General features: G+C 49.2%; 24 protein-coding genes and 4 pseudogenes. 24 read left to right on the top strand and 4 right to left on the bottom strand.

The genetic code is table 11. The features are described 5' to 3' along the window. Positions 1-567: 567 nt before the first annotated feature. Positions 568-806: pseudogene (locus tag KO116_RS26290) on the bottom strand (site-specific integrase). Between the two features lie 223 nt (positions 807-1,029). Here KO116_RS26290 and KO116_RS09645 point away from each other — a divergent pair. The 14 genes and pseudogenes from KO116_RS09645 (at position 1,030) to KO116_RS09705 (ending at position 11,986) form a co-directional block, all read left to right on the top strand. Continuing rightward, positions 1,030-1,566, top strand: a complete 537-nt coding sequence (locus tag KO116_RS09645) for a hypothetical protein (RefSeq protein WP_035557314.1) — start codon at positions 1,030-1,032, stop codon at positions 1,564-1,566. Positions 1,567-1,710: 144 nt separating this feature from the next. After that, positions 1,711-2,220, top strand: a complete 510-nt coding sequence (locus tag KO116_RS09650) for a hypothetical protein (RefSeq protein ID WP_035557317.1) — start codon at positions 1,711-1,713, stop codon at positions 2,218-2,220. 25 nt (positions 2,221-2,245) lie between these two features. Next, complete coding sequence (locus KO116_RS25300) at positions 2,246-2,404, top strand: hypothetical protein (RefSeq protein ID WP_158414207.1); 159 nt, start codon at positions 2,246-2,248, stop codon at positions 2,402-2,404. 374 nt (positions 2,405-2,778) lie between these two features. Further along, positions 2,779-3,087 (top strand): hypothetical protein, encoded by a 309-nt coding sequence (locus tag KO116_RS25470; protein WP_200897145.1) that lies wholly within the window; start codon positions 2,779-2,781, stop codon positions 3,085-3,087. Between the two features lie 470 nt (positions 3,088-3,557). Further along, a complete protein-coding gene (locus tag KO116_RS09660) occupies positions 3,558-4,637 on the top strand; it encodes a Shedu anti-phage system protein SduA domain-containing protein (RefSeq protein ID WP_035557320.1) in 1,080 nt (359 codons plus the stop codon). Between the two features lie 373 nt (positions 4,638-5,010). Continuing rightward, positions 5,011-5,304: a hypothetical protein gene (locus KO116_RS09670; protein ID WP_158414208.1), complete on the top strand. Its 294-nt coding sequence runs from the start codon at positions 5,011-5,013 to the stop codon at positions 5,302-5,304. A gap of 97 nt (positions 5,305-5,401) precedes the next feature. After that, positions 5,402-6,277, top strand: a complete 876-nt coding sequence (locus KO116_RS25750; protein WP_235272539.1) for a transposase — start codon at positions 5,402-5,404, stop codon at positions 6,275-6,277. A 128-nt stretch (positions 6,278-6,405) separates the two neighbouring features. After that, positions 6,406-7,047: a transposase gene (locus KO116_RS25755; protein ID WP_235272540.1), complete on the top strand. Its 642-nt coding sequence runs from the start codon at positions 6,406-6,408 to the stop codon at positions 7,045-7,047. A gap of 200 nt (positions 7,048-7,247) precedes the next feature. Then, positions 7,248-7,535, top strand: coding sequence for a hypothetical protein (locus KO116_RS09680; RefSeq protein WP_035557328.1), 288 nt, complete (start codon positions 7,248-7,250; stop codon positions 7,533-7,535). Between the two features lie 103 nt (positions 7,536-7,638). Next, positions 7,639-8,667: a TIR domain-containing protein gene (locus tag KO116_RS09685; protein ID WP_200897146.1), complete on the top strand. Its 1,029-nt coding sequence runs from the start codon at positions 7,639-7,641 to the stop codon at positions 8,665-8,667. Then, a complete protein-coding gene (locus KO116_RS09690) occupies positions 8,652-9,290 on the top strand; it encodes a hypothetical protein (protein ID WP_035557330.1) in 639 nt (212 codons plus the stop codon). The genes KO116_RS09685 and KO116_RS09690 overlap by 16 nt, the downstream gene beginning before the upstream one ends. Before the next feature lie 127 nt (positions 9,291-9,417). Continuing rightward, a pseudogene (locus tag KO116_RS26295) lies at positions 9,418-10,873 on the top strand (transposase). A gap of 229 nt (positions 10,874-11,102) precedes the next feature. Further along, the gene (locus tag KO116_RS09700) at positions 11,103-11,609 is read left to right on the top strand and encodes a hypothetical protein (protein ID WP_035557332.1); all 507 of its coding nucleotides are present in this window, start codon (positions 11,103-11,105) and stop codon (positions 11,607-11,609) included. A gap of 23 nt (positions 11,610-11,632) precedes the next feature. Further along, positions 11,633-11,986: a hypothetical protein gene (locus KO116_RS09705; protein ID WP_035557334.1), complete on the top strand. Its 354-nt coding sequence runs from the start codon at positions 11,633-11,635 to the stop codon at positions 11,984-11,986. Positions 11,987-12,455: 469 nt separating this feature from the next. On the opposite strand, the pseudogene KO116_RS09710 reads toward KO116_RS09705, so the two are convergent. Beyond that, positions 12,456-13,562 (bottom strand): annotated as a pseudogene (locus KO116_RS09710) (IS110 family transposase). Between the two features lie 155 nt (positions 13,563-13,717). Here KO116_RS09710 and KO116_RS24625 point away from each other — a divergent pair. From KO116_RS24625 to KO116_RS24630, 8 genes and pseudogenes are all read left to right on the top strand, one after another. Next, on the top strand, positions 13,718-14,257 hold the full coding sequence (locus KO116_RS24625) for a hypothetical protein (protein ID WP_158414209.1): 540 nt from the start codon (positions 13,718-13,720) through the stop codon (positions 14,255-14,257). A gap of 97 nt (positions 14,258-14,354) precedes the next feature. Continuing rightward, complete coding sequence (locus KO116_RS09715; protein ID WP_035557337.1) at positions 14,355-15,092, top strand: HNH endonuclease signature motif containing protein; 738 nt, start codon at positions 14,355-14,357, stop codon at positions 15,090-15,092. Positions 15,093-15,286: 194 nt separating this feature from the next. Then, positions 15,287-15,640, top strand: a complete 354-nt coding sequence (locus KO116_RS09720; protein WP_035557340.1) for a hypothetical protein — start codon at positions 15,287-15,289, stop codon at positions 15,638-15,640. Between the two features lie 2 nt (positions 15,641-15,642). Beyond that, a complete protein-coding gene (locus KO116_RS09725; RefSeq protein WP_035557343.1) occupies positions 15,643-16,119 on the top strand; it encodes a hypothetical protein in 477 nt (158 codons plus the stop codon). A 1,084-nt stretch (positions 16,120-17,203) separates the two neighbouring features. After that, positions 17,204-17,473 (top strand): hypothetical protein, encoded by a 270-nt coding sequence (locus KO116_RS09740; protein ID WP_035557352.1) that lies wholly within the window; start codon positions 17,204-17,206, stop codon positions 17,471-17,473. A 115-nt stretch (positions 17,474-17,588) separates the two neighbouring features. Then, complete coding sequence (locus KO116_RS09745) at positions 17,589-17,930, top strand: DUF2750 domain-containing protein (protein WP_035557355.1); 342 nt, start codon at positions 17,589-17,591, stop codon at positions 17,928-17,930. 55 nt (positions 17,931-17,985) lie between these two features. Beyond that, positions 17,986-18,135: pseudogene (locus tag KO116_RS26300) on the top strand (transposase); the annotation flags it as partial. Between the two features lie 57 nt (positions 18,136-18,192). Next, the gene (locus KO116_RS24630) at positions 18,193-18,315 is read left to right on the top strand and encodes a transposase (protein ID WP_200897147.1); all 123 of its coding nucleotides are present in this window, start codon (positions 18,193-18,195) and stop codon (positions 18,313-18,315) included. Between the two features lie 335 nt (positions 18,316-18,650). Here the strand turns inward: KO116_RS24630 and KO116_RS09755 are convergent, their stop codons facing one another. Continuing rightward, positions 18,651-19,385 carry an SDR family NAD(P)-dependent oxidoreductase gene (locus KO116_RS09755; protein ID WP_035557361.1) on the bottom strand — a complete coding sequence of 245 codons (735 nt, stop codon included), beginning with the start codon at positions 19,383-19,385 and terminating at the stop codon, positions 18,651-18,653. A gap of 94 nt (positions 19,386-19,479) precedes the next feature. On the opposite strand from KO116_RS09755, the gene KO116_RS09760 reads away from it, so the two are divergent. After that, positions 19,480-19,845 (top strand): winged helix-turn-helix transcriptional regulator, encoded by a 366-nt coding sequence (locus KO116_RS09760; protein WP_035557363.1) that lies wholly within the window; start codon positions 19,480-19,482, stop codon positions 19,843-19,845. A 52-nt stretch (positions 19,846-19,897) separates the two neighbouring features. Continuing rightward, positions 19,898-20,641, top strand: a complete 744-nt coding sequence (locus tag KO116_RS09765; protein WP_035557366.1) for a sulfite exporter TauE/SafE family protein — start codon at positions 19,898-19,900, stop codon at positions 20,639-20,641. A gap of 214 nt (positions 20,642-20,855) precedes the next feature. Here KO116_RS09765 and rlmF read toward each other — a convergent pair whose 3' ends face one another. Continuing rightward, a complete protein-coding gene (gene rlmF, locus KO116_RS09770) occupies positions 20,856-21,800 on the bottom strand; it encodes a 23S rRNA (adenine(1618)-N(6))-methyltransferase RlmF (protein ID WP_035557368.1) in 945 nt (314 codons plus the stop codon). Positions 21,801-22,060: the final 260 nt, after the last annotated feature.

A 22,060-nucleotide genomic window follows, 5' to 3' on the forward strand; every position in this document is an offset into this window, starting at 1 on the left:
TTTGTGAAGGAAGGCCAGCGCAACAGCGCCTCAGCCCCTCAACATTGTGGGAGGGCGCTTCAGCGCGCGAAGATTAAGCCGCAATGCTGGCGGTGATGCTGAAATGTAAGAAAGCAACCTTGTAGCGCGTGGTAACGAATATGCGAGGAACGAGCAAATGAGGCACCCGCGGGAGCATCGCGAAACGAAGCCGAACAAAAACCAAGTAATTTTTTCAACTTAAATACAACGCACTTTCTCGCCTCGACACGTGACCTGAGGTGGGTTTGTGAATAAAGTATGATTAATTAGCCAAACACGGTCACAAGCGGAGCGTTTTAACGCAGCCCAGATGCACCGGGGCGGTAGCGTGTTTTTCTTTTGACTAGCCTAAAGGGCTGCGCACACCGGCAAATTCCTTCCTCAGGTCAGGGGATGGCTATCAAATTCATAGTCCCACACACTCGATTTAACACGTGCAGAACCTCTTCGTGAGAAAGCGCGACAGGTAATCGACGCGGGCGTTTAGCTCGTAAAAGATGCCAATATCACCCAATGGCATATCAAGGATATGGCGATACAGAAATACTAAAGCGTTAAGCGCTTGGTTTGTGTAGCTGCAGCCACATATCGCTCTACGGCAAGGTGCTCCAGAAAAGCCTGCACTTCAGAAGGGCCCATCTGGCTGGGTGTCGCACCTCATGATAACGAATGAAGTAACGTATCCAGTAACAGTATGTTTTTTCAGTACGCGGGCTATAGCGCTTTACCCGCATAACAGCTTTCACACGATCCATTAGTTTCGGAGGCCTGCTTTGCATATCCATTTGGTTTCTATCTCCTGATGGTGGATATGCATACAGTATTTTTGGGATTTGCAAAATGCGCAAGAATGCGAATTCTGCAAATAGAGCCTAATTAATATTAATTTAATTTAAGATCATGTGGTTATGCACAAAAGGTAGGCTACATTTGCTAAGTAAACATGCTGGCGCGTTCATCCAATCATAGGACGCGCCGTCTAATACCTGTTAGGGCGAAGGTGACAGTATGGAAATAGCATGTCTTGCATGGGGCTCTTTGGTATGGGATCCCCGTGACTTGCCAATTGCTTCAACCTGGTATGAAGATGGACCAGGTGTCCAAGTGGAATTTGCCCGTCAATCAGGTGGGCAGCGGCTGACACTTGTTATGGGAGAGAGCTTTCAGGTGGTGCCTTCGTTATGGGCCTGGATGGATTGCTCGAATCTTGATGATGCAATAGAGGGGCTTCGTCGAAGGGAAGGTACGGTCACTAGAAGAATTGGATTCTGGAGCGTTGGGGATGATACGCCTAAACACATCGTTGATTTGCCAGGCTGGGCGGTGGAAAATCGCGCTGATGCCGTCATTTGGACTGCACTGCCGCCAAAGTTTCAAGGCAGAGACGAGCGAATTCCGTCGGTTGATGAGGCGCTGGAGTATTTGAGTTCGCTCGATGATTCAAGTCGCCAAGGTGCAGAGAAGTATGTCAGGAAAACTCCGACCCAGGTCCGTACACCGTATCGAAGTGAATTCGAGAGGCAACTGGGATGGCTTCCTTTATAGCTGGCTTGGCCCTAATCACAGCGTCAACGCGGACCGGCTTTTCCGCTGGCGCTCCAAAGCCGCCCGGTTACGCTGGGCGTTAGGCGGCAAGGGGTGACCTTCGCAATCTGACCGGAAATCTAAAGCAACAGTCCAGGGTGAGTTATGAAGAAGGTTCTTATTGTGCTTTCCGCGTTGATCATTTCGGGATGCGCGAGCACCGCAATGCCGAATTTTTACAATGGCAATTACTACATGGCAGGCGATCCAAGCTGCGTACGCATGAGGCCCCTATCAAGCACCCGCATCATGTGCGTTGACAAGAGTGGTGCCGACACCGGCTACAGGGACGCCATGACTTCCCAACAAATGCAGATGTACCAGATTCAGATGACCCAACAACAAGTGCAGATGCAACAGCTCAATCAGAGCATGCAGCAAGTAGGTCAAACGTTTCAGAATGCGGGGGAGCAAATACGGCAACAGAGCCAGTCGTGGACGCCGCCACAAGCTCAACCCATCTCACCTCAAGGCTCTGGCAATACAACCTACCGCCAAGTTGGGAACACTTGGATGGGATCTAATGGTTCAAGCTGCCAGGTTGTAGGCCAGAGTATTCTTTGCTCTGATGGCAAAAGATGCCAAATTGTTGGGCAGAACTTGATTTGCAACTGACACTCAGCAGCTAACGGACAAGCAGATGAATAATCCAATCTTCAATGCAATCGAGGCTGGCTCATACACCGCCGGTGAAGCCGTAGAGCTGGATGCAAAGCTCTCCAAAGTAGTGCCCAGCGAAGTTCCAGACGACAAAGTAAAAAGCATGATCGACTACATTGATTTCCGCTTCCTGCACTAGGCGGTTGTCCCAAGCATGCAGGACGACCTGCGCCAGCTTCATCGGGCCCTTTCAGATAGACACTTTGCCGGCTAATAATTCATTCAAGCGTTAGGCAGTGCTGGACAGGGTTCTTTGCCACTCGCCTATCGCCATCTTGACGTTAGCGACAACAGCCTGCGTTCAAAGCATCGGCCACATGCTCCGCGCAGGCTAGCAGTTGTTATCAGGCGGGGAGGTCGTTGTTGCGTTGTTCCAGGGCCACGTCATCCTGTCGATCACGCAAGACCTTACGAACATTGACGACAGGAACGCGGAACATGGCAGCGATAGAGGTCGACGCAGGTGGACAGCACGACGAGCATTGCGATTGAAAGCCAAGGGTGGGGGATCTCATGAATGCGCAGGCCGAAAAACCGAAAACTCCTGTGAGTGTGCGTCAGGGGGGAAGCATTTCTGTCATGACGAATGGAAATACCCGACAAGAGGTCGGATGCGACGACATTGCCAGGCTGGCGCTGGCCATGCATGACAAATCGTATTTCTTCTTGTTTCGACGAGGTCTCGCCATCAGGTTCCATCGAGACATTAACGGTGGTGGAACGCAGCTTCTCGAAATCACGAGAGAAAACGGCCAAGAACCTCATCTGATTCGAGTCTTTTTCAACACCACCCGTGGTGATGATGACAGTTTCCTTTACTAAGCCGACCTAATTACAGATCAAAGAAAGGACTACGAGCCTACGATCAACAGGGGGAAGCACCGGTTCGTTGCAACGTTAGCGGAACTGCAAATCGATTGGGGCAGTGAAGAAGTCCAGCAGTGGCGGCATGATGTCGAACGGCTTTCAAAGTCACCCGATACCCTGGCGGGATGGGTGGAGGCAGACTTGGAAATGCTTGTCAGGTGTAGCGCAGGGTTCCGCTGTGGTAGAAAAACGATCCTCACCACCAGCGACCTTGCATGGCATGTCGCAGCGAACGTCAGTTTGGAAGACCTGAAAGCACGGCTCACATGCTCGAAGTGTGGCAAGCGTCAATCTCACGTCCTGGTCTTCTAAACACGGGACGTGCAAGACGCCTAACAATTCATTCAAGCCGACCTTGTCCGCTGGTGCGGCCAAGGCGGCTTAATTTAGGCGTTAGGCGTCGAAGAGATAGGAGAAACAACCAAATGTGGGAAGCAATTGCATATGTGAGCTCAGGCTTTACATTGGCAGCGTTCATCGCTGCAGCAGTTGCTTGGATTTTGAACAAAAAATCAGAAGAAAAAGGCAGGTTGATTGAATTAGCTGATTCAAGTACAAAAGCTCTTCTCGTGCAGGATGCTTTAGAGTTTTTTCATGTTAATTCTGATAACTTGAATAAAGAGCAGCAATTCAATTTGGCCCTTGAACAAATAAAAAATAGGGCCAGCAGATTTAAAACTATTGCGATATTAGTTGGACTTATTGCTGTGCTTGCGACTGCATTATCTGCGTATGCTATTAGCAAGATGGACAATAGTTCCAATAATGGCTCCCCTGCTGTGCCGAGCTTGCAAGAAAAAAGTATATCTCGATCTGAAATTTTTGAAGGATTAATCTCTGGTCTCGCTGACGTTAATGAAATAAGGCAGTTTATTGATGACAATAGGTGGATGCTTGGTGGTGCTCCAGTATTTATTTCAGGTCTGCCGGAAATAGAGTCTGTAAGAGATTTCCCAGTTGAAGATGGATTTGTGCCAAATTTCACAAGATTCATTTTTCAGCCACGAATGTCACAGGTTCCTGATCATATAATTTTCTTTGATTTTTATTCTCCTGATTTAGATATATTTGATAGCTCTACATTTTTAACAGAACATATAAACGATAAAATATTTCGAATGCAGAAATACATATCAAGCGGACATGAGAATTACAATGAATATACAGATTCCGCAGCAAAATTAGCAAACTTTTCTATCCCGCTATCAACAATGCAAGGCCATTTTCGTGCACGATTTCAAGGGGTAATTGTTGTTGGTAGAAGGGGTCGTTTGTCAGTGCAGCAAATCGAATATTTATCTGCGCTCAATAAAGACCGTAATAATGATGTGATAATAATTACGTATGACACTCTTCTTGAGTATGCAAGACTTGCGGAACTATATACGATTAAAGGAGCAAGCCTAACAAAACAAATTCACGCGGACGGCCAAAGCGGCGCTTTGCCACCGGTTATTTGTAGCGTTAGCCTTTTGGGGGAGACTAGCCATCAACTCAGAAACTGACCATATTGAGCTCATAATAAAGCTCGGCGCACATGAGTACATGAAATCGCTATTTGAAGATGGCGTAATCTATATGAATACCCTGGAGTTCTATCGCACACTGGAAGCCCATGACGAGCGTCGGGATGTAAATGAGGGAGCTGAGCGGATTCAGAATTGAAGAGGTGGTGTCCTCAAGCGAAAGAATCCTAAAACCGGTACTTTTGAAGAAATTGCGCAGCTTACTCACAGCAGAATACGAGAGCTGAATAGTAATATTCAAAACCTGCATGTTTACTGCTTGTACTATCTCAAGTCTGAGATGCCTATCAAGAGCTTGGGCTCAGAGATCGCCCAAAGGACTAAGCTAGGTTTTGGCGACTATGCGGTGATCGTGGCTGATGCCGGAGCGTTCGTGACAAGAATTAAGCAGGCGGCTATCGATAAAGGGTATCGACACTTTCGTAGTCTGGTGAAGTATGCAGACTTTTCAAAAGAGGAGCTTGATGTGGGCCCTTTTGTAAAAGATCAGGCTTTCTCACATCAGAGCGAGCTTAGGGTTGCCGTGCATGCCGGTGATCACACTGGTTCTGCTATCAAGCTTGAGATTGGCAGCCTGAAAGATATAGCGGTTATGGTGCCCTCAAGCGCGCTTGACGAAATCTCAATTTCCGATGAGGCTAACTAATGCAATGCACGCGACAGGCGCGTAATTGCGGCGTTGAGCTTGTAGAAAAACTCCGCTGACGGCTAAGTTTTGGTAGGATCGAGAAAACAAACGAGGAGTGGTCAGCACACCGCGCTTCAATCCTTATAACCACGATCAAAATGCCATGGTGGTGATCAACTACCAAGATCAACTCCAACCCGGCACCTTTGAGCACGCAGTGCATTACCTGATCGAGTATAAACTCGACTTATCAGTTTTCCATCCCAAGTACCGTAACGACGCGACAGGTCGGCTGGCCTACGATCCGGCCATCCTGTTGAAGAACATCCTGTTTGCCTACTCCAAAGGCATCACCTCCAGCCGCGAGATGCAGTGGTGCTGTGAGACCAACATCATTTTCAAAGCCCTTTCCTGCGATACCGTGCCTCATTTCACCACACTGGCAAGCTTCGTTAGTCGCCATGCTGATGAGATCGAAGCGCTATTCGAACAAGTGCTGCTGGTATGCCACGAACAAGGCTTGCTGGGTAACGAACTCTTTGCGATTGATGGCTGCAAAATGTCCTCCGATGCCTCCAAAGAGTGGTCTGGCACGTTCAAAGAATTGGATGAGAAACGTGAGAAACGTGAGAAACTGAGAAGCCTGATCCGGCATCACCTACTGGAGCACTACGCGCGTGACGAGGCCGAGACGGAAGCCGATCTGGATAGGGATATCCGACGGGCCAAGACGATTCTCTCGCTAGATGCCGCCATGAACAAAGTGGATCGTTTCCTAAAGACGCACAGCCCAAGGATGGGTCGGGGGAAGCGAATCAAGGAAGTGAAGAGCAATCTCACCGATAACGAAAGTGCCAAAATGACCACCAGTAAAGGCACGATCCAGGGCTATAACGGCGTCGCCACGGTGGATAAAAAAAACACCAGATCATCATTGACGCTCAGGCCTTTGGCGAAGGCCAGGAACATAACACCTTGCAGCCCGTTTTAAGAAACTGGGCATTGCGGAAAACATCTACCAGAAAGGTACCGTCGTGACCGCCGATACTGGCTTTGCAAACGACAAATTTATCGGGAATAAAGTTGACCAGCCGCAGGCTGGCCCGAAGGGCGAGTCTCATGGATGAGACGAGTAAACCCAATATGAAGTACCTGTACGAAAAGCAGATCAACGGCTACATCCCTGATAATCAGTTCCGCAGTCGAGATCCGAAGTTCGCCGACCCGAAAGACAAATACGGCAAGCGCCATCAGAAGCTGCCGGACAAAGGCTGGCGAGAGACGACGCCCGCCAGCGCGTTCCAGTTTGATCCAGTAGCGCTAACGTGTATCTGCCCCACCGGCGAAAAGCTGTCCTATCGCGGGCAACGAGAAACGGACACTGGCAAGATTCGGGTACACTTTGAAGGGCGTTTGCTGCAATGCCGGCACTGCCCAAAGAAATACCGATGCATGCAGAACCCGAGCTCTGCCGACCATCGCAACGGCGCAGGGCGACAAGTATCTTTTATTATCGAGAACAATCGCTTACCCAATTACACGGGCTGGATGAAGCACCGAGTTGATAGCCCGGAGGGCAAAGAAATTTACAGCCATCGCATGTCAGTCGTAGAGCCGGTGTTCGGCAATATTGGCACGACGAAAAGACTGAACCGCTTCAGCCTTCGGGGTAAGAAAAAGGTGCAAGGTCAGTGGCAGCTCTATTGCTTAGTGCACAATATTGAGAAGTTAGCGAATTACGGTAACTTAGCCGCTTCATGAAGGGCTCAGGGTGGGATAAGTTGCTTTTTAAGAGCAAAAGGCCGTCTTCAACAAGCTTTAGCTGGGCGCTCAAGTGGCTAAATGCCGATATTAAGATTACTCAACCAGATGACTGGCTGAGTAAGTAAATTAGGACGAGAGATGGTGAAGACGGCTCGAAATCGGGTTTTTCTACAGCCTCGTTAGAAGGCTACAGATACATGGAGGTTGGCTTGAAAGAATATTTCTCTGAAATCTTGACCGTGATAGCAATTTCCAAGAAGACACAGTGGGCAATTATTCTGGGTGTCGTGTTCTTCATCGGCATTAGCCTTATCGGTAGTCACCTTACAAGCAATCTTCAGTTCACCGGTCCGCTCAAGGGGCTTGAGGATGCGGTAGCAGGCAAACTCCTTAAGCGCTACGACAAAGTAGCTCTGTTCGCATTAATTTCGTTTTGGGTGCTGGCTTTCAAGTGCTATCACCGCGATAAAAAGCGTTTATGGTAGCCGTCTAACAATGCGCTCAAATCGCTCACTTCGTTCGCTGGGACGGGCTAAAGCCCGCCCCTTAGCTTGATCGTTAGGCTCAAAATAGATTCGGAGTCCAGACTTGTTTAATTTATTGATATCAAATAATCCAGAAAGTTGGGATTCAAGTCCATATGAGCTTGAGCGAGAACGCTCGGTTGTCGAATATACCGCTGACGAAATTCGTGAGCGTTACAGAAATTTTGATGAGAAATCGATTCGTGAGTTAAAAAGCTTCCCTTGCCTTTTCGTCATAGAAAATGAGGAACGAGAGTCTCGCATCGGATACATAACCGATATTCGCGTACGTCACAATACTGTTGTTATTGACTTTGAATTCGATCCAATATTCCCAGAGCTGAAAATTGGCGCCATCGAAGAGATGAGGACTGATATTGATCTAGGTCGCTTTGAACTATCCAGAACACACTGGGCGGTAAAAGATGAACCTATTTTTGAAATCCTGCTGAGAAAAGGTCATATTTCGCAACAGCAATTGGATGCTTCCCAAGCGATTAAGGCTCCACCTCCTCCTGTGGTGCCGCCGCCAGCGCCTAGTGGCGAAAGTGTTTTCAATACATCGCAAGTATTTATTGTTCATGGTCATGATGATCTAGCAAAACTGGAAATGGCAGACTTCATTGAGAGTCTAGGGCTTGAGCCAATAATTTTACATATGCAAGCCAGCTCTGATCGAACCATAATAGAAAAAATTGAACACTATTCAAACGTTGGATTTGGTATCGTTCTTTATACACCTTGTGATGTAGGCTCAAAGGTTGGAGCTTTAAATGGTAATTATCGTGCCAGGCAAAATGTGGTTTTCGAGCATGGTTATTTAATTGGTAAATTGGGGCGCCCTAGAGTTACAGCAATTGTCAAAGATACAGTTGAAACTCCGAACGATATAAGCGGGGTGGTTTACGTTGCTCTTGATCCACAAGGAAACTGGAAGGAAGAACTTAAAAAAAGAGATGCGCAGTGTTGGCTATCAGGTATAAGCCTAACAATCGCAGGCACAGGGACAAAATTTCCGCTGCGCTCCAATTTTTCCCGTGCTGCGGGCGTTAAGGCGAATCATGGAACTGCTCGATTGTGCTTGAAATCCTGAAGACAAAATTACAAGCGGTTGATAGCGAATGCGAGTCTATAGCTCGTTCGGAAATAGATACCTATTATCAATCTGCTAAATATGATGGAAATCGGTTTGTTGTTCCGTCATTTCCGCAGGTCAGTGCTGTTTGGTTAAAGCTCATCGCGGATAAGGAAAAACTGTCAAAGGAAGAGATTGCCAAGGTGTTGAGTCACCCGAATTCCGAAATTAGTTTCAGGGAAATAGCTGAGCTCAATGGTCTGATCTCAGAGCTCTTTAATGATTCGAGATATCTTGATCGGCTTAGCGGTTTTTCAGAGGGCATCGGTAGAAAGGCTTCATCCTACGGAATTCAATTCGATCCAACTGTATATAGGTTCGATTTGCATGAGAGTGCTTATCAAGTAGGGGTCAAGAACTCACTACGAAAAGCACGTCGAGTACTCACCGCTGAAGTCTCTTTGCATAGCCTGCCTAAAATTCCTGAATCAGTAAAAAAGATAAAGGTATGGCTTTCATTTATGCGGGCCAGACCTTGGCAGTCCCTCATTTTCGTATTCGCTTTGGTGGGTTTTGCTTTACTGTCCAGCGTAGGGCTGCCAGATATCTTAGGATGGCTCAATGGATCGCCAAAGCCTTAACAATCGGCTGCACAGCGACCGATTTTCCGCCGCTTCGCGGCTCCAAACCGGCGCGTGAGCCTGTAGAAAAACTCCGCTGACGGCTAAGTTTTGGTAGGATCGAGGAAACAGACGAGGAGTGGTCAGCATGCCGCGCTTCAAGGCTTATAACTACGATCAGAACGCCATGGTGGTGATCAACTACCAGGATCAGCTCCAGCCAGGCACCTTTGAACACGCGGTGCACTACCTGATCGAGCACAAGCTCGACTTATCCGTTTTCCATCCCAAGTGCCGCAACGATGCGACCGGTCGGCTGGCCTATGATCCGGCTATCTTGTTGAAAATCATTCTTTTTGCTTACTCAAAAGGCATCACCTCCAGCCGTGAAATGCAGTGGGGCTGCGAGACCAATATTATTTTCAAAGCCCTTTCCTGCGATACCGTGCCTCACTTCACCACACTGGCAAGCTTCGTCAGTCGGCATGCCGATGAGATTGAAGCGCTGTTCGAACAAGTGCTGCTGGTATGCCACGAACAAGGCTTGTTGGGTAACGAGCTCTTTGCCATTGACGGCTGCAAGATGTCCTCCGATGCCTCCAAAGAGTGGTCTGGCACGTTTAAAGAATTGGGTGAGAAGCGGGAGAAGCTGAGAGGCCTGATTCGGGGCATTCGCCGAGCCAAGATGACCACCAGTAAAGGCACGATTCAAGGTTATAACGGTTTGGCTACGGTGGATAAGAAACATCAGATCATCATTGACGCTCAGGCCTTTGGCGAAGGACGGAAACATTACACCCGTAAGCCCGTTCTGGAGAAGGTTGAAGCGCGCTTTAAAAAGCTGGGTATTGCGGAGCATCTACCCGAAAGACCCGTCGTGACCGCCGATACTGGCTTTGCCAATGACAAATTTATAGGGAATAAATTTGACCAGCCGCAGGCTGGCCCGAAGGGCGAGTCTCATGGATGAGACGAGTAAACCCAATATGAAGTACCTGTACGAAAAGCAGATCAACGGCTACATCCCTGATAATCAGTTCCGCAGTCGAGATCCGAACTTCGCCGACCCGAAAGACAAATACGGCAAGCGCCATCAGAAGCTGCCGGACAAAGGCTGGCGAGAGACGACGTCAGCCAGCGCGTTCCAGTTTGATCCAGTAGCGCTAACGTGTATCTGCCCCACCGGCGAAAAGCTGTCCTATCGAGGGCAACGAGAAACGGACACTGGCAAGATTCGGGTACCCTTTGAAGGGCGTTTGCTGCAATGTCGGCACTGCCCAAAGAAATACCGATGCATGCAGAACCCGAGCTCTGCCGACCATCGCAACGGCGCAGGGCGACAAGTATCTTTTATTATCGAGAACAACCGCTTACCCAATTACACGGACTGGATGAAGCACCGAGTGGATAGCCCGAAGGGCAAAGAAATTTACAGCCATCGCATGTCAGTCGTAGAGCCGGTGTTCGGCAATATTGGCACGACGAAAAGACTGAACCGCTTCAGCCTTCGGGGTAAGAAAAAGGTGCAAGGTCAGTGGCAGCTCTATTGCTTAGTGCACAATATTGAGAAGTTAGCGAATTACGGTAACTTAGCCGCGTCATGAAGGGCTTAGAGTGGGATAAGTTGCTTTCTAAGAGTAAACGGCCGTCTTCAACAAGCTTTAGCTGGGCGCTCAAGTGGCTAAATGCCGATATTAAGCTTACTCAGCCAGATGACCGGCTGGGTAAATGAATAAGGACAACAGGCGGTGGAAACGGCTCGAAATCGGGTTTTTCTACAGCCTCGTTAGCTGTAAAACGAGCCCTCAATCATAAATAAAGGAGAAAAAAGCGATGAATTATCTCTCTTTTCAAAAAGCAAGATTAGCCTTTGTGGCTATGATTGCTGTGTTTCTTACTGCGTGTGCCACAATGCTGGCACCAAATTATGACAAAGCAATTGTCGATGGTTTGGTATCAGTAAATCAAAAAACGATGGAGCTTTTTGCTTCTGTATCTTCTGGAACGAGCAACAGTGACTACAAAAAAAGGGAAGATACGTATAATTCTATAATTGGAAGTATTGACGCTTTAGCAATTCAGGCGAAAGCCCGACCTATCCCAAAAAACAAGATTACTGAGAAAGTAAATGAATACCTTCGCTCACGAGGGGTAGACGTTCTTGAAGGCGAAGATGCTCCAAGCGCTACAGCACTAGAAAAGATTTCAGAAACAATCACAAAGATGCGTGATACAGATAAAAAGCAGGGGGTAACTGCGCTTGAAGTACAAGCATTTAAAGGACAATCCGTAATCTACTTTGATCAAGCATTGACCTATGAAAGCTTTTTAGAACGTTAATCTAAATAAGGGGAAATACAAAGATGACTACACCAATTGATACTGCGCAGTTAATCGCAGGCATGAAAGATGCTGCGACCCAAGTCCTGAATAAGGATGTAACCACTCTAAGGGGGTTTTCTGAACGTCAAATAAAGGCTATAGCACAACAATCTGAATTGGTGGCGATTGGAATAGCAAGTGGACAAATTACAGAAGAAACGAGAGAGTTCTTTTTAGACGGTATCGAAGATATGGCCCTCAATTTTGCTAAAACGCTTCGTGGATTGCTGATGGTTACGATTGAAAAAGTATGGAACGCCATAGTGGGCATAATATGGAAGGCTATAGAAACAGCAACAGGGCTGAACCTAACAGGATCTGACGCAGGCAGCTAACACCTATGAGCCTTCTGCCTGTCAATAGGCCGCAGCATTTTTTATTGGCCGCGTAAGCGGTCAATATCAAGTCCCTGAGCCAGTGATCCTACTTCATCTGTCATCGTTGGCTGTTGGTAGCTTACAGCAAACACCTATTGAGACTCTCTAAAGTGGTGATTCACCACTGCCAAACCGGGTTGCTCCTTGCAGGTGGGTCTGGGGCACTAGACATTCATCGGTTAACCAGCATCTGTCCTATTCAAACAGCGGGTTACTTTATAGTCCCAGTTAGTTTCAGGTTCAGCGCCGGTGTAAGCCCACTCGCTCAGGGTATTGGTGCACGCCAGCAGGATGGATAATCAAAGCGACGGGCTTCTAGTTGGGTGTAGAAGTCGGGTTCTAGATATGAAAATTAGTCAGCAGACACCCGGTTTCAGCACACTCCGTGATGATCCAGTTAGACATTGATCATCATCCTGCTGCGTGACTAACTCGTTAAAAAGCGTTGTTCATCAAACACCTTTTCGTTCTTTAACATGAAATGGACCGCACGCCCCAACTTGTGGGCCAGAGCCGATCAAGCTTTAGCTTTACTCATGCGTTTCTGGAAGCGTTGCAAGAGCTTTTGTGCACCTGGATTGCCGCGCAGATAAAGCACAGCAGCCTCAGAAAAAGCCCACTTCAGATGGGCATTACCAATCTTGTTGCCCTGGGTGCCATAGGTCTTACCAGCCGATTCGGCTTTGCACTTGATCAGTCGCGAATAGGAGGCAAACTTCTGGACAGATTCAAAACGCCGAATATCACCCACTGCATACAGAATAGTGAGCGCTAGAATACGGTCAACGCCGGGAATGGTGGTTAATAAGTGGTAGTAGGTCGGCTGGTGCTTTTTAGCCTGCTTTTCCAATAGCCATTCCACCTGACTTAGTTCTCGGTGGTAGCGCTCTAAAACAGCCATATCTAAATCGATATTGCGCTGAACGAGCGGGTCATCAAAGGTTCTGCCTAACTGTTCTCTGGCACTGACATTTTTCAAATTGACCTTGTTGGGTGGCAGATTGTACTGACTCGTGGTGTTGACCACATGAGCTTTGAGATCTGCACCGTGTCGAACGAGTCCAGTGCGACGACGAAGTAAATCCCGTGTTGCTCGCATGCGACGAGGGTAGGCATACGCGAGGGGAAAGTTGCCACCGCGAATAAGCGCAGCAATCTTTTAAGAATCCACGCGGTCATTCTTGGTTTTACCGCCATGAATGGCGTTGAAAAGTACGTCCTGTACTTTGCCCTGCGGGCCAGCTGAAGCTGTCCAAATTCTTTCCAGAAGAGTTTGTCATATAAAGGGCATGACCGAGAATGAAAGCAATGCCATGGTCTTCACAGAAATCGGCGATCCAGTACCAGCAGTGCATGCATTCGACGCCGATGATCAGATCGTCCAGGTAGGGTTCGATCAGATGGAGCAAAGGTTCTGGTTTGGCTGGAATCTCTTTATGCAGAAGGGTGTCGCCCTGCTGATGCAGACATACAGGCTGCGGGCATGCAGATCAATTCCACAGTAGTGACGATGAGTGCTATTGTAAAAATTCATTGAGTCTTCTCCTGTTAGGTTTGATCGCCTTTTCCGCTTAGCCAAACGAGCTGAGCTGGTGGAGAAGGCTCAATGAGTATCAAGGCGATTGTTCGGACGCGAACTACGCTGCGCTTCGTTTGCACCTCACAGCTTGATCGTTATGGGCCCACTAGGTGGCAGCATCTAAGAATGGATATTTGATTTTGAAGTTGACAGAATACCTTGCAATCTATGCTGCAGTACTTTCTACATTCGTATTCCTATGGAATGTGCTGCAATCAAAAGCCAAGATAAAAGTAGATTTAATCTATGGTATCGAAGGTGAGGATGACGATATTAAATCTGGCGTATATATCTTTGTTCGAAACCTATCTTCTCATCAAGTTTATTTGTCTAACTTGAACTTGTTGTACCCTTACAGGTCAGTTGGCTTTAAAGAGAGAATTACTCATCTTTGGAAGTACAAGCGATTTCCAAGCCGTATAGGCTGGGTTTCAACTAGCTTATCCAATTATTTGATAGAAGATGGTTGTCCTGTTTGTCTGGAGCCTCGAAAGTCGCATAGTGTATTGATCACTGATGATAAGCTAGAGGGTGTTCTTTCTGATGCCGTCGATAGAAGCTTAATAGGTTGTGCTCAAGATCAGCTGTGGAACAACACATATTCTAATGTTTTTCACTATCCGGTTGTGGCAAATGATAAGAGCGCATAACAAAGCGCAGCAATTCGCGCCTGGCGGTGCCGGACACTCGCTTCGCTCGCGCTGTTGCGCGCGACGTTAGGCGTTTACCAAATTTGGAGATCCTACATTGAGCTATAACGCATATGGATTGAGTCGAGTTATTCCATCTGATATTAAACGTGTTGTGCGGCAAAAATGTGGATTTGGATGTGTTGTGTGTGGTCTAGGAATTGTTCAGTATGAGCATGTGGATCCTGAATTTAAAGACGCTAGAGAACATGATCCAAATGCCATAGCACTGCTATGTCCACAGTGTCACGCAAAAGTAACAACAGGCATGTGGTCGAAGGCAAGAGTAAAATTGGCAATGCGTAGCCCAAAGTGTTTGCAGCAAGGCTATTCTAGGGAGTTTTTTGACATAGTCGATGATCATCCCTCTCTGCAATTCGGAGGCATGCTATTGAGAAACTGTCCAACTCCAATTGAGGTTGGTGGCCATCCTTTATTCAGCATTAAACCGCCTGAGTTTGAAGGTGAGCTATTCAGGTTTTCTGGTCTTTTTACTGATTCCGATGGTCATGTGACACTGTCTATCGAAGATAACGAGTGGAAAGCGGCTAAAAGGTCGTGGGACGTTGAGGTCAAGGGAAATTCAATCACCATTCGTGAAAAAGCGAGAAAGATTCATCTAATACTAAAAGTAAACCCTCCGAAAGAGATCATTGTTGATAGGCTAGATATGGCTTTGGCTGGTTTGAGGTTTGAAGCTAATGGTGATTTTCTTAGGGTGCACTTTCCGGATGGTGGAGTTAGCGAATTTACGTCCTGTATTGTGGATAATTGTATGGTTGGCATATCTTTTTGAGATTTGTGCCAAATTACGTCCAACAATTTGCTGTGCTCGGACCCAACTGCGCGCCGCAAGCTTGTGGTTTGCTGCGCAATCTTTACCACTAGCTTGCTCTGCTCCGTTGGGCCGGTAAGCAAGGTGTTATGCGGTCATGCGACATACTTTGTTATATCAGTAGGGTAGTCTGAGAAAAAGCAGAAGGAAATTAAATGTCTAGTTTTGATCAAGATTTTGAAAGCACTCGCTTAGGTATGCTGGCTCAGCAGCATCCTGATATTGTGAATACGACGGGGGAGGTGATTTTCTGCGCTGAGGAGAATGAGGACCGCCTGAGCGGTGCATCTTGGACGCTTGAAGATGATGTGTTCGAACAGATCAGCGAGTCCGGCTTTAAGCTTCATTTGATGGAGTTGCTTGATAACTTTGTTCAGTACCGTGGTCAATGCAATGAACTGCCCAAGAAGGAGGGTGTCGTTCGTTTTTCCGGCGGTGAACTGAGTATTAAATGGTTGCCGGATGGATCAACACATCTTTCAGATTATTCATCTACACTGGGAGAGTAGTCTTGCTCTGTAAAGACGACCTATACCCTCTCGTTGATGGGTTTGAAAGACTGCCAGGTCAAATTGACGAGCTTTCAACGAGCGTATTTGAAAAAGTATATGGCTCTAAAGAAGCTGCAAAAGCAAAAGGCATAGTCTATTTTCTTTTGTCCTCAAGGCCGGTGCCTCGTCTTCGTGGCGAAAGTCGCATTTTATATATCGGTCAAACAAAGACCAGCTTTAAAGCCAGATACTTTCGCTATGCGAATCTTCATGCGACATCAAACGCTAATTCCATGAAGTTTGGCGAGATTATAGATAGTTATGGCCCGATAGAAATTGCCTTCTGTGATTATGAAAAGTTCGGGGAAACAAAGTCTGGAACCTCTTTAATTCAAGCGGAAGGACAGTTCCTTTGGTGGTATTTTCAAAATCACTGCGAATATCCGCCAATAAACTATACGAAAACCAAGGTTCGCACCGATGCGATCAGTGCATAAAAAGTGCGGTCAAGGGACGCTTCTATCGTTGCGCCGCTGCCGCTGCCGCTGCCGCTGGCGTTCGACGGCTATTTCCTAGAAGAGTTTATTCATGCAAATCGAAACGCGACGCTTCGCAGGATTCGAATTCTGGAGCGTTGGAAGCCTGGAGATTCAGCGTAACGCCGATGGCTCCTTGGCCGAGTACTCACACACGCTCCCGGAAGGTGTTCGTTCTAACCGGTACTCCGCCGGACCCTTCTGCCGGTTCGGACTACCCGGTGCCCCGAATGCAGCCGGTGTGTACGCAATCACCATTGGGTATGAGCTTCAATACATCGGCGAAGCGGTCGATCTTGCGCAGCGGTTTGGGTCATCGGGGTACGGGAAGATTCATCCACGCAACTGTCACCACGATGGGTAGAGCACAAATTGCAAGCTGAATTTCCGGGTCCTGGAAGCAGCAAAGCGGGGTAGTGCAGCACGCGTTTGGTTTCATCCGACCATGATCGGTTGGTCACAGAGTCGGGCTTGATAGGCGAGCTGCTGCCCCCGTGGAATGGACGTGGTGTCTCGACGCGTCACCCATCCGAGCAACGCGACCGGCCTCGCGTCGCTCGAGGTTCCGCGTCAGCTCGGCGGCCGGGAGCGGCGGAGCAGTTTCGAAATGCGCTTTCTGCGCTACTCACAGATGCGGAAAGGAGTGGTGCGCCCTCCGTTCAAGTTCAAGCAGGCCAATTGCACCGGCTCGTTGGCGGTTACCCAGGAACGCATCATCGGATGCCGGTTTGCTGCTCCGCTATGCGGTCCCTTATGGTACCCGGTGATCGGTTCATTCAGCAGCCACCGAAAGGCAACGGTGCGAGCTTAACCATAGAGTATCGCCTCCCACGTCTCCCGGCTCAGTGATCCGGCAGTGCGAGTACACGCTGTTCCTCGACGATAAGCTAGAGTTCCGCACCCGGACAAGCGGATGCAGGCGACGTACCCGCGCCCATATTTTCGGCACTCTGCGGGTTGTGGCGCGGCGGGTTCGCGCCTGATCCTTGAACGTTAGCAGTCCGAGTTACCCATGATCAGTAGACAGTAAAAACAGGAGGGTGTTGTGGAAATCAATAATCAAACGATCGCTATAGCTGGTGTTCTAATTGTAACCTTGGCTGCTGTATTCGTGGTGGCACGAGTTATGAAAGGCGGTTTTGGCCCAAATAATATTCGAGTTTTTGGAATTGTTTTAATAGCTTGTTTCACAACAATACTTGCGCTTATCACAGCAAATGGAGTCAGCTCTGCATTTGGTATTCTTGGCGCTATTGCAGGTTATTTGTTCGGGGTTAGTTCTGGTGGTAATGCTCGTGGCAGCAACGATGGCTAACAATACGCATCACTCGCTTCCTACGGTCGCTGGGACGCGCCAAACCCGCAGGCGCGTTTTTGTCGCCCGTCTGCTAAGCGTTACGTTTCATCGTTCCAAGGTATCGAGTAGCTGAATGACTGTCGAATTGATTGGTGATCGCAAGTTTATTCATACCATCCGAGATCAAGATGGGGTGTGGGTCTTGCTAGCCGGAAAAGAGGTTTATGCGTTACCGGCAGAATGTGGCAGAGCTCTGCCTGTTTGGGCATCATCCGATGAGGCTGAAGGCTTCGCGCGAAAATTGAATCACCAGAATAACTGGTCGCCGGTGTTTGTCCCCCTTAGCAATTTTCTAGGTACAGCCTGGCTGGGTTCGCCAGCCTCTCAAATTACTGATGTTCTAGCGTCACCCAAATATGGCCATGAAGCCCTTACCTACTCAGCTGAGGAGCTTCATGCCAAACTCAAAACGTAACCATACGCACCAGTGCGCGGCCATTGGCCGCCGGACGCCCCTGTCGGGCCGCCGCAAAGCCCTTTCCTGCGATACCGTACCCCACTTCACCACACTGGTAAGCTTCGTCAGTCGCCCTACCGATGAGATTGAAGCGCTGTTCGAACAAGTGCTGCTGGTGTGCCACGAACAAGGCTTACTGGGCAACGAACTCTTTGCCATTGACAGGTACTAGACTTTCTCAGTGCTGCGTAGAGCGGCTACCTTTGGCAACGTTGGCACGATGAAAAGACTGAATCGCTTCAGCCTTTGTGGTAAGCAAAAGGTGCAAGGTCAGTGGCAGCTCTACTGCTTGGTACACAATATTGAGAAGTTAGCGAATTATGGTCACTTGGCCGCGTCATGAAGGGCTTAGAGCGGGATAAGTTGCTTTTTAAGAGCAAAAAACCGTCTTCAATTAGCTTTAGATGGGCGCTCAAATGGCTGAATGCCGATATTAAGATTACTCAGCTAGATGACTGGCTGAGTAAGTAAATTAGGGCGCGAGACGGTAGAGACGGCTCGGAATTAGGCTTTTCTACAGCCTCGTTATGTGTAAGGGAAGCCAAAATTAAAGGGGGCAGATCGAGTTTATTGTGATCAATCTAAATGAGGCAGGTTGATTTATTTTTAACCAAGCTGACTGATCTAAAATCTATCTGACCCCTTTTGGTTCATTGCCTCCCGTTCTCCGCCTAACCCCTAAACCTGCGCGTAGCCCCCGTCAACGAACACCTCGCTCCCTGTCATAAAGCTGCTATCGTCGGACGCCAGGAACGCCACCGCGCCTGCGGTTTCTTGGGGATCGCCCAGACGCTCAAGGGGTACGCTCCGTTTCATCTCGCTCAGGGCGTCGGATGGGAGCAATTCGATTAACTTGTCTGTTTTGGTTGGGCCAGGAGACATGACGTTCACGCGAATGCCGGTGCCCCTAAGATCATGGGCCCAACTGCGCACCAGGTTTCGGATGGCCGCCTTGGAGGCGCTGTAGATGCTCATAGCGGGGGTGCCCATGCTGCCGACCGTGGAACCGGTGAGGATGATGGAGCCGCCGTTCGTCATCAGGGGGAGCGCCTTCTGGACGGTGAATAGGGTGCCTTTGACGTTGATGTCAAAGATATAGTCGTAGTGTTCCTCGGTGATCTGTCCTAGGCTGGCGAATTCGCCTACGCCCGCGTTGGCCACCAGTACGTCCAGGCGGCCTTTCTCTTTCTGCACTGTCTCGAATACGCGGTCGAGATCCTCCGGCTTCGTCACATTCGCCTGGAGTCCCCGGGCGTTGGATCCCAGCGCCTCAGCCGCGTTGTCGAGGACGTCCTGGCGCCGTCCGACAATGAAGACGAAGGCGCCTTCGTCGATGAGGCGTTGGGCCGAGGCCAGGCCGATGCCGCTGGCTCCGCCTGTGATTAGTGCGATTTTACCGTTTAGCCGACTCATGGTTGGGTCTCCGTGTGTGTTGACTCGATGCGCTTTCACAATATATAAACCACTTACAAATGTTCAAGTATGTACCTTTTGGTAAGTACCCTTTATGGCGAAAGAAAACTCAGAAAACCCACGTTTCATTTGTGGCCTGCATGCGACGCTGCACGTGATCTCCGGGAAATGGAAGCCGTTGATTCTGTTCTTTTTAAACAAGGGCCCGACGCGTTACGGCGAGCTCAAGCGAAGCGTCCGAGGCGTGAGCGACAAAATGTTGATCCAGCAGCTAAAGGAGCTGGAGTCCGACGGCATTGTCCAGCGCACTGACTATGGCGAGATCCCGCTGCGCGTCGACTACTCGCTGACACCCTTCGGGGCAAGTCTGGTGCAGGCCATGGAGCCGCTTTGCGGCTGGGGCGAAGAGCACGAAGAGGACATTGCCGCGGCGATGGGCCGCCGTAAAACCAGCCGGTAGGAAGCGAAGCCGGCCTAAGACCAATCTGTGAGAGTTACCGTATGGATGCACCGTGAACTTCGAGACGATTCTGATCATCGCCTGTGCCTATCTTGTGGCTGCCTTCGTCAAAGGGGCGACCGGTCTGGGGTTCTCAACATCCGCGCTACCCATTCTCGCGCTTGGGCTGGGCCTCAAATCCGCTATGCCGCTGGTCATCATTCCCTCGCTGGTGAGCAACACCACCGTAATGATGCAGGCAGGGCACTTTGGGGAGACGGTGCGGCGCTTCTGGCCGATGTTTCTCGCCACCATTCCCGGCCTGCTGATCGGCCTCGCCGTACTGGATCTGATCGATAGCCTAGTCGCCGGCGCGATACTGGGCCTGGTGCTTATCGGCTACGGCGCTTTCACGCTGTTTCGCCCTGGCCAACCGATGTCGGAGAGCCTGGGTCGCAAACTTGCGCCGGTTTCTGGCTTTCTCACCGGTCTGGTGAATGGCATGACCGGATCGCAAGTCATGCCGGTCTTGCCGTTCCTGCTGGCGCTTCAACTCGATCCCAAGCGGTTTATCCAGGCGATCAATATCTCCTTTACCCTTTCGAGCCTGATTATGGCCGTGGGCCTGGCGAAGCTGGGGCTCATGACGGTCGAATCGATTTGGATCTCGCTGCTGGGGCTGATACCCGTCTATGTCGGCACCAAGATCGGCGGTATCGTGCGTCAGCGGATGGATGCCGACACTTTCCGCAGAGTGGTGTTGCTGATGCTGATTGCCTTCGGTGTCGTGCTGGTCAGCAAAACCGCCCTTGCATAGGACGGTCAGCGCCTTTCGTGGCGGCTTCAAACCCTATAACCACGATCAAGACGCCATAGTGATGATTAACAACCGAGATCCGCTTTAGCCAGGTACCTTTCACGTAGCGCACTATCTGATCGAGCACTGACAGTTCTCCATCCTGAGCGATGTGCTTACAGCGGAATAATGTCACGGTAGACTTCGCATAATCATGCGCCATCTCGGAAACGGCTCACATGAATGTCCAGGCCAATATCCTCGTCATCTTATTTCCCTGCTTCATCTCTATTTCCCGTACGTCAACGGCACCGAGCTTACGAATCAGCTTCTTTGCAGGCTTAACATTGTCGGTTTTTGAAACCAGGCTGCTAAACCAGCGGCATTGAGTTGCATACTCCTGGCTTTCTCTTATTAGCTTTTTAAGAAACAGCTGTTCGCCGCCCTTGCACCAAAGCTCTGCACCAAGCCCGCCAAAGTTCAGCGTGGGGGTTTTGGTTGTTGCTTTTTGGTCACCGCGACTACGCGCAAGGTTATTGCGTTTACGCTGGCTACCTTTAAGTGCTTCATCGAGCGAGGCATGGAAGGGTGGGTTGCATACACTGACGTCAAAAAACTCCCCCGCTTGAATGATCCCTTCAAAAATATGGTTTTTATCGTGCTGCGTGCGTAGCGTGAAGCGATCTTTGAGCGTGGGGTTATTGGCGATAATCGTGGCGACGTTCTCAAGCGATTGAGGGTTAATGTCACTACCCACGCACTGCCAGCCGTAAATTTGGCAGGCCAGTAGTGGGTAGATGCCATTGGCTCCCGTCCCTATATCGAGCAGCTTGATGCTGGGCTGTTCATGTCCAAGCTCAAACTCCAATAAATCCGCCATGTGATGAATATAGTCGGCTCTGCCTGGGATGGGGGGGCAAAGCGCGCCCTCTGGAATATCCCAATCGACAATATTGTAGTATCGGTTTAATAACGCGGCGTTGAGCGTTTTTACTGCCAGTGGGTCTGAGAAATCGATGGAAAGTTCGCCATAAGCGTTAGGCTTCACATAGGGGGCTATTGTTGGGTGGCTCTTTACGAGCACTGGGAAGTCATAGCCTTGGTTGTGTAGATTCTTCGGGTGCAGGCCTTTACGAACAGGCTTGGCTGGGCTTTTTTCACTTCCATGGCGGTTGTTCACAGTAATAGGCCCGAGGCTTGGCGTTCAATTGTCGAGAGGGTATGGCTTAGTCCGTGATTATAATCTTCATGGTTGTGTTGAGCATACTCGGTAGTTGAATGGACGCCCATTCTCCCGGGGATGTATATGTTAGCCCCGATGCCCCTCGTCATTAATTGCGGCGGTGTTGTCGATTTTGATCAGTGGCGAGCGACTACTCCATGCAAAACGCATTATTCCGGTGCTGCAAGCCGGAGCAAGGCTGAATTTACGCGAGGAAG

This window comes from Halomonas sp. KO116 (genome assembly GCF_000734975.2).
Classification (GTDB): domain Bacteria; phylum Pseudomonadota; class Gammaproteobacteria; order Pseudomonadales; family Halomonadaceae; genus Vreelandella; species Vreelandella glaciei.

Bases quoted from the DNA above. Each gene is read 5' to 3' on its own strand.
- KO116_RS09645 (WP_035557314.1), top strand. From the start codon at position 1,030: ATGGAAATAGCATGTCTTGCATGGGGCTCTTTGGTATGGGATCCCCGT.
- KO116_RS09650 (WP_035557317.1), top strand. From the start codon at position 1,711: ATGAAGAAGGTTCTTATTGTGCTTTCCGCGTTGATCATTTCGGGATGC.
- KO116_RS25300 (WP_158414207.1), top strand. From the start codon at position 2,246: ATGAATAATCCAATCTTCAATGCAATCGAGGCTGGCTCATACACCGCC.
- KO116_RS25470 (WP_200897145.1), top strand. From the start codon at position 2,779: ATGAATGCGCAGGCCGAAAAACCGAAAACTCCTGTGAGTGTGCGTCAG.
- KO116_RS09660 (WP_035557320.1), top strand. From the start codon at position 3,558: ATGTGGGAAGCAATTGCATATGTGAGCTCAGGCTTTACATTGGCAGCG.
- KO116_RS25755 (WP_235272540.1), top strand. From the start codon at position 6,406: ATGGATGAGACGAGTAAACCCAATATGAAGTACCTGTACGAAAAGCAG.
- KO116_RS09680 (WP_035557328.1), top strand. From the start codon at position 7,248: ATGGAGGTTGGCTTGAAAGAATATTTCTCTGAAATCTTGACCGTGATA.
- KO116_RS09700 (WP_035557332.1), top strand. From the start codon at position 11,103: ATGAATTATCTCTCTTTTCAAAAAGCAAGATTAGCCTTTGTGGCTATG.
- KO116_RS09705 (WP_035557334.1), top strand. From the start codon at position 11,633: ATGACTACACCAATTGATACTGCGCAGTTAATCGCAGGCATGAAAGAT.
- KO116_RS09720 (WP_035557340.1), top strand. From the start codon at position 15,287: ATGTCTAGTTTTGATCAAGATTTTGAAAGCACTCGCTTAGGTATGCTG.
- KO116_RS09745 (WP_035557355.1), top strand. From the start codon at position 17,589: ATGACTGTCGAATTGATTGGTGATCGCAAGTTTATTCATACCATCCGA.
- KO116_RS24630 (WP_200897147.1), top strand. From the start codon at position 18,193: ATGAAAAGACTGAATCGCTTCAGCCTTTGTGGTAAGCAAAAGGTGCAA.
- KO116_RS09755 (WP_035557361.1), bottom strand. From the start codon at position 19,385: ATGAGTCGGCTAAACGGTAAAATCGCACTAATCACAGGCGGAGCCAGC.
- KO116_RS09760 (WP_035557363.1), top strand. From the start codon at position 19,480: ATGGCGAAAGAAAACTCAGAAAACCCACGTTTCATTTGTGGCCTGCAT.